The following is a 6,403-nucleotide window of genomic DNA, read 5'->3' as shown; positions in this document are numbered from 1 at the left end:
GGGAGATGAGGGGGATGGGGAGATGGGGGGAAGTTTTGATTTTAGCAAGGGTAACAAGTTTTGCCAGTCAAAGCAAGTATCGCCTAAATCGGCAAGACGATTAATTACAGCATCTAGTTCGGGAAGTTCTGCTGTAGGTACTAAGCCGAGATGACGGTCAGGAATGGCGATGTTATCCTGACGGCGTAATACACCGAGAATGGGTAGTTGTAAAGCTTTGAGGGAATCTTTGAGTAACGAGAGATGGCGATCGCTGCCGACTCGATTTAAGATTATCCCAGCTATTTTAATTCTAGGATCAAACGAACTGTAGCCGTGAGCGATCGCAGCCACAGAACCAGACAAGCGACTGCAATCAATTACCAACACCACAGGCAAATCTAAAAGTCGTGCTATGTGTGCTGTACTAGCAAAATCAGTCAAGCATTGATTAACTTCTTCTCCATTTCCAATTCCATCAAATAACCCCATCACTCCTTCTACCAAAGTATATTCACTTCCTTGGCTGTGATGGGCAAAACATTCTTTTACATAAGCTTCTGAAGTTAGCACAGGATCTAAATTCCGACAAGCACGACCAGTAACATGCTGATGAAACATCGGATCGATATAGTCTGGCCCCACTTTAAAAGATTGCACCACAACACCACGGCGACACAAAGATGCTAAAAGGGTAAGCGTGACAGTTGTTTTGCCTACTCCGCTACGTTCTCCGGCAATAATTAAAGACATAAAAATGAAATCAACTTTTTATACAATACTTGTTTAAATATTAAAAATTAAAAACTTCCAAATAAAAATATGTCCCACTACTTACAGTCAGCAGTCATCAGTCACCAGTTAAAATCATCTAATGTTCGATAATATCTGCAAATTTTTAGTTGAAAACTTTTCTAGCAACTTTGCGAATTGGCTATTAGGAGAACCTGTTACGCTTACCGAGTTAAGTCCGTCAGAACTATCCTTAGAACCAATTCGAGCCGATGCTCTAATCTTGCTGCAATCTGAAGAAATAGTACTACATCTGGAGTTTCAAACTCAACCAAAAAATGATATTCCCTTTCGGATGATTGACTATCGCCTGCGTGTCTATCGTCGCTTTCCCCAAAAACAGATGCGCCAGTTTGTGATTTACCTACAACCGACAACCTCAAATTTAGTACAGCAAACTGTCTTTACTCTAGAAAGAACTCGTCATGAATTCGATGTTATTCCAGTTTGGCAACAACCAACTAATGTATTCCTGCAATCACCAGGTTTACTGCCTTTCGCAGTCTTGAGTCAAACCGATAACAGCACCGAAGTACTTAGACAAGTTGCCCAGGAAATTAATAGCATTTCTGACCAACGAGTGCAAAGTAACGTGGCAGCATCAACTGCTATTCTCGCTGGGCTAGTATTGAAACAAGAGGTGATTCAACGTATTCTGCGAAAAGAGCTTATGCAAGAATCTGTGATTTATCAAGAAATTCTCGCTGAAGGCAAAGCTGAAGGCAAAGCTGAAGGCAAAGCTGAAGGCAAAGCTGAAGGCAAAGCTGAAGGCAGTCAAGAAAAAGCTCGACAAATTGCCAATAATATGCTGAGTGAGGGAATGGGAATTGAATTAATTGCACGAGTTACAGGGTTATCTGTTGAAGAAATACAGCAATTACAGACACAGACAATCAATAATGATTCATAATCAGAGAAATTAGTTGACTGATGAACGCCAGTCGCCTCAACGGGGGGAACCCTGCACGACCCCGGCTTTTGATGACTTTTATGGGGATATAGTTTAACGTCAACAGTATCTTTAATAATCCAAAATCATATTACCTGAACCGATTGAAATATAAACATAAAAATACCTCCAGATTCGCTGAGAAATATCCTAGAATCTGGAGGCTATAGAAGTATTTTCTTGTTTCTAGGTTAACCTAACTCTTCACTCCCGACTTCAAGATTTGCGCGATAACTGCAAGACTTTCTTCAAAAAGTGACTCACGACCCCAGCGTTGCACCTGCTGACTTAGCAATGCTTCCGCCTTTTGTTCAGAAAGCGAACTCACTTGTTGAAATAATCCTGCGGCTTGGGCGCCACCGTGTGTTTCCATCCGCATACACCCGCCGGTTTCCGAACAAATTACAGTACCACAGTCTGCCTGGGGATTTGTGGAACTTAAGCGCAAAGCAATTAAATCGCCACCAATTTGACCAGCATCAGCAACAGGTACACCTGCTAACTCGGCTTCTACTTGTCGCTGGTCTTGAGCGACAAAGTGAATGCGAGTGATATCATAATCTCCGCTTTCCTTTTGATAGGAAACTGGTTGCCATTGCAAGCGACTTGCTAGCCAAGCCAAAAATAGCAAAGCTTGGGCGGGGTTGCCTTTTTCGTAATCAATAGTAACTTTATCAACTTCCCGGAGTGCAGCACGACGGTGTGGTGGGTCGTAGGCTTCGGCTGTCAACTCTTGCCATGCTGATAAGCGACGCCAGTTCAAGTCAGCTAAGGGGACACCAGTTTCTACCAACTCTTGCAAGCTGAGCAAATCACTTTCTGGCTCGTTGAAGTTGCAAGAATCCACAATCACATTATTGCAGATTGCAGCCAGTCGCTTGAATAAGGAGTTATCGGGGTCTGGTGTTGCCTTCCACCAAAGAAACTTCGGTAGTCCACCAATCAACAATGCTGGAATCATGCCCCCCACCCGTTCTAAGGCGGCAGTGGTGCCGCTGAGAGTGATGTATTCGCAGCAAATGAGTGTACTAGAAGATTGCTTTTGAATGGGGCAATAGGCGGAAACTTGGGCCTTTACTCCTTCATCTTCACCTGCGATCGGACACAGGGCAATGATGCGGCAAGGGTTACGCAGGGCAATTTCATCAGCAATGGTGGGGCTTGCTGCATTGAATCTGTAGGAACCATTACCACCATTGTCTGCCGTAGCGCCGTTTCCGTTTCCTTGACGTTTTGCAAATTCTTCACGCAATGCTGTCAAGGTTTCGGGTGTTGCGGTTCCAGTTTCCGGCAAACCATATTTTTGCTGTACTAGCCGCAGTGCTACATCTGTCTGGGGCCCTAAAATCCCATCAATGGGGCCGTTGTAAAAACCCAAAGCAGCTAACAAATACTGGGTTTCTTCTGGTTCGTAAACTACTAAAGTAAATGTAGTAGCGCGAGTAGCAGCAGGAAGCCCTCCATCCTCGCCAGTAATGCCGTAACTTTGCCAAATTTGATTAAGTTCCGCTTCAATTTCTGTGAGCGAAATATCCTTGGGTGCTTGGAGTGAAAAAATTGTAGGAGCTTGGGGAGTCATAGTAGTTTTGAGTGGTCAGCTTGTTTGTTTGAATAAGTTAGGAGTTAGGAGTTAGGAGTTAGGAGTTAAAAATGATTAACTCATAACTCTTAATTTAGAACTAATCACTGATGACAGTTAATTCATAACTGTCAACTCTTAACTCCTAACTTTTTAGAGTCTGCGCCAGCGACGACCATCTTGGTTGATCAAAAATTCTGCTTCCGCTGGTTCCCAAGTACCAGCTTCGTACTGGGGGATGGTGGCTGGGTCTGCGGGTGCATCCCAAACCGAAAGGGCTGGAGTTACTATCTGCCAAGCTGCTTCTACTTCGTCGGCCCTTGTGAATAATGTTTGATCGCCCATCATACAATCAAGGAATAGGCGATCGTAGGCATCGGATGTGGCTTCGATACCAAAGGAACCATAACTAAAGTCCATGTCTACAGAACGCGTGCGGAATTCTGCTCCTGGCATTTTGACATCAAAACGCAGGGAAATTCCTTCATTGGGCTGAATCCGCATTGCCAAAACGTTGGCATTTCTCTGTTGGGCGGCGGATTGAAACATCCGTGAAGGAACGTCGCGGAAGTGGATAGAAATCTCACTGACTTTTTTCGGCATCCGCTTACCTGTACGTAGGTAGAAGGGAACACCTTGCCAACGCCAGTTGTCAACCAAAAACTTCATGGCTACATAGGTAGGTGTTGTGGAGTTGGGGTCAACTCCTGGTTCTTGTCGATACCCTGGCACTGGTTGTCCCTTCATCCAACCAGCACTATACTGACCGCGCACGGCTGAACGCGATAGATTATGAACATCAGCTAGACGGGTAGCTTGGAGTGCCTTAACTTTCTCAGTACGGATGCTGTCGGCATCCATTGAGTTAGGCGCTTCCATTGCTGTTAAGCAGTAAAGTTGCATGAGGTGGTTTTGCAACATATCCCGCAGTGCGCCGGCGGTTTCATAATAACCAGCCCTATCTTCCACGCCTACGGTTTCTGCTACAGTAATTTGTACGTGGTCAACAAATTGACGATTCCACAATGGTTCAAAAATGGCGTTGGCGAAGCGAAACACCAAGAGATTCTGAACTGTCTCTTTACCTAAGTAGTGGTCAATACGGTAAACTTGATTTTCTTTACAGAATTTTTGTACTACTACGTTGAGGCTTTGAGCAGATGCCAAGTCACGACCAAAGGGTTTTTCAATCACCAGGCGATGCTTGTAGGGATCGTCGAGCATTCCTGCTCCCCCTAGTTGCCTGATGGCTTCAGGAAAGAATTTTGGGGCAACTGAGAGGTAAAACATCCGGTTGCCGCGTGTACCCCGTTTTTCGTCTAATTCGCTCAAGAAATTTTTCAGTCTTTGGTATCCTTCAGGGTCGTCTATATCTCCAGGACAGTAGAACAGACCTTGAGAGAAGTCTTGCCAAAGTTCCTCTAGTTCAACACCGCCATGAGCTTCTTCCATGCCCTTCCGCATTTGTTCACGGAAGTACTCATGACTCCATTCTCGACGTGCTACGCCGACGATGGTGATTTCTGGTGGGATGCGCCGTTCTCGCCGCAATTTGTAAAGTGCTGGCACTAGTTTGCGCCAGGTAAGGTCACCAGAAGCGCCAAAGATGACTATAATCTGAGGTTCGGGCATCCCTTGCTGTTGTAGACCAACGCGCAGAGGATTTTCTAGCAGACTAACCATAGAAGTTGTGGATTTTGGATTGGGTACTAGGATTGGGGAAAGGGAAAGGGGGAAAGGGAAAGGGGGAAAGGGGAAGAATTATACCTTTACCCTTTACCCTTTAACCTTTTCCCCTCTTCTGTTCCCTATACAGGCGACAATAACTTGACTTTCTCTTCTAAAGAGTTCATCAAGGACTGGAATGGCTGGACAAACTTCTCAATACCTTCGGTTAGCAGTTCGTCCATTACGGCATTGATATCGATGTTGATGTCGGGGTCTTTGAGGCTTTCTATGAGGTGGTAAGCTTGCTCAACATTTGTTTCTAAACGATTAGCTACATTGCAGTGGTCAGCACAAGCTTTAATCGTCGAAGGTGGCAAGGTGTTTACGGTATCCGGGCCAATCAACTCATCGACATACATCACGTCGCTGTAGTTGGGGTCTTTGGTGCTGGTGCTAGCCCAAAGTAACCGCTGTACTTTTGCTTTTTTTGCTGCTAGGGCTTGCCAACGATCGCTCTTAATAATTTTCTTGTATTCTTGATAGGCAATCTTGGCATTAGCGATCGCTACCTTTCCTTTGACGGCTCTTAACCTTGCTTCCACGGCAATGTCATCAACGCCTTTTTTCAACTTAGCATCAATTTTGCTGTCAATGTTGCTATCTATCCGGCTGAGGAAGAAGCTAGCCACTGAAGCAATGTTGCTGATATCTTTACCAAGAGCCACACGTTTTTCTAAGCCGCGAATGTATGCCCATGCTGTGTTAATGTAACTTTCTACAGAAAACAGCAGGGTGATATTCACGTTAATACCATCAGCGATCGCCTGTTCTACTGCTGGCAAACCAGCTGTTGTGCCAGGAATTTTAATCATCACATTTTCCCGCCCAATTTCAGTGAAATAGCGGCGGGCTTCGTTGATGGTAGCTTGAGTATCATGGGCGATGATTGGCGGGACTTCGATACTTACATAACCATCGAGTTTATTCGAGGCTTCATATACAGGGCGCAGGATATCACAGGCATTGCGGATATCTGCAAAAATCAGCGACTCATAAATTTTGTTTGTTGGTAAACCAGCGCGAATTCCTGCTTCTATGTCCGCATCATAAATGACGTTACCAGCGATCGCTTTTTCAAAAATAGCTGGGTTAGAGGTGATCCCTGTTATTCCTTGATTTTCAACCAGGTTTTTCAGTTCACCTGATTGAATAATGTCACGGCTCAAATTATCCATCCAGATACTTTGTCCGTATTGTTTAATCTCTAATAAATGATTGGTTGCCATAGCTATGTTATTTCACTCCTGTTAATGATGTTTTTAAGTGAAGTTGGCAAAACCCATCAAAATTTTGATGGTGACTTTTGAATTTTGGCGTTGCCAATCACTTATCGCATCGGCCAGCTGAGATAATCCCTATCTCTGTTTCACATTTCT

Annotated in this window: 5 protein-coding genes; 1 reads left to right on the top strand and 4 read right to left on the bottom strand. The window is 44.6% G+C overall.

Features of this window, described 5'->3' with window-relative positions; genetic code table 11:
* A partial coding sequence (locus tag I8748_RS14055) for a cobyrinate a,c-diamide synthase (protein ID WP_198125194.1) occupies positions 1–732 on the bottom strand: 732 nt, incomplete at its 3' end.
* A gap of 121 nt (positions 733–853) precedes the next feature.
* On the opposite strand from I8748_RS14055, the gene I8748_RS14050 reads away from it, so the two are divergent.
* The gene (locus I8748_RS14050) at positions 854–1,681 is read left to right on the top strand and encodes an Rpn family recombination-promoting nuclease/putative transposase (RefSeq protein WP_198125193.1); all 828 of its coding nucleotides are present in this window, start codon (positions 854–856) and stop codon (positions 1,679–1,681) included.
* Positions 1,682–1,916: 235 nt separating this feature from the next.
* Here I8748_RS14050 and opcA read toward each other — a convergent pair whose 3' ends face one another.
* The 3 genes from opcA to tal form a co-directional block, all read right to left on the bottom strand.
* On the bottom strand, positions 1,917–3,299 hold the full coding sequence (gene opcA, locus I8748_RS14045) for a glucose-6-phosphate dehydrogenase assembly protein OpcA (protein WP_198125192.1): 1,383 nt from the start codon (positions 3,297–3,299) through the stop codon (positions 1,917–1,919).
* A 153-nt stretch (positions 3,300–3,452) separates the two neighbouring features.
* The gene (zwf, locus tag I8748_RS14040) at positions 3,453–4,982 is read right to left on the bottom strand and encodes a glucose-6-phosphate dehydrogenase (protein ID WP_198125191.1); all 1,530 of its coding nucleotides are present in this window, start codon (positions 4,980–4,982) and stop codon (positions 3,453–3,455) included.
* 125 nt (positions 4,983–5,107) lie between these two features.
* The gene (gene tal / locus I8748_RS14035; protein WP_198125190.1) at positions 5,108–6,253 is read right to left on the bottom strand and encodes a transaldolase; all 1,146 of its coding nucleotides are present in this window, start codon (positions 6,251–6,253) and stop codon (positions 5,108–5,110) included.
* Between the last annotated feature and the right edge of the window lie 150 nt (positions 6,254–6,403).

It is taken from the genome of Amazonocrinis nigriterrae CENA67, assembly GCF_016056305.1.
GTDB classification, from domain to species: Bacteria; Cyanobacteriota; Cyanobacteriia; order Cyanobacteriales; family Nostocaceae; genus Amazonocrinis; species Amazonocrinis nigriterrae.
Note: the sequence above shows the minus strand (reverse complement) of the source record. Positions and strands in the feature narration are given on the sequence as shown.

Excerpts from the sequence above, each read along its gene's own strand:
- I8748_RS14050 (WP_198125193.1), top strand. The coding sequence starts at position 854 with ATGTTCGATAATATCTGCAAATTTTTAGTTGAAAACTTTTCTAGCAAC.
- opcA (WP_198125192.1), bottom strand. The coding sequence starts at position 3,299 with ATGACTCCCCAAGCTCCTACAATTTTTTCACTCCAAGCACCCAAGGAT.
- zwf (WP_198125191.1), bottom strand. The coding sequence starts at position 4,982 with ATGGTTAGTCTGCTAGAAAATCCTCTGCGCGTTGGTCTACAACAGCAA.
- tal (WP_198125190.1), bottom strand. The coding sequence starts at position 6,253 with ATGGCAACCAATCATTTATTAGAGATTAAACAATACGGACAAAGTATC.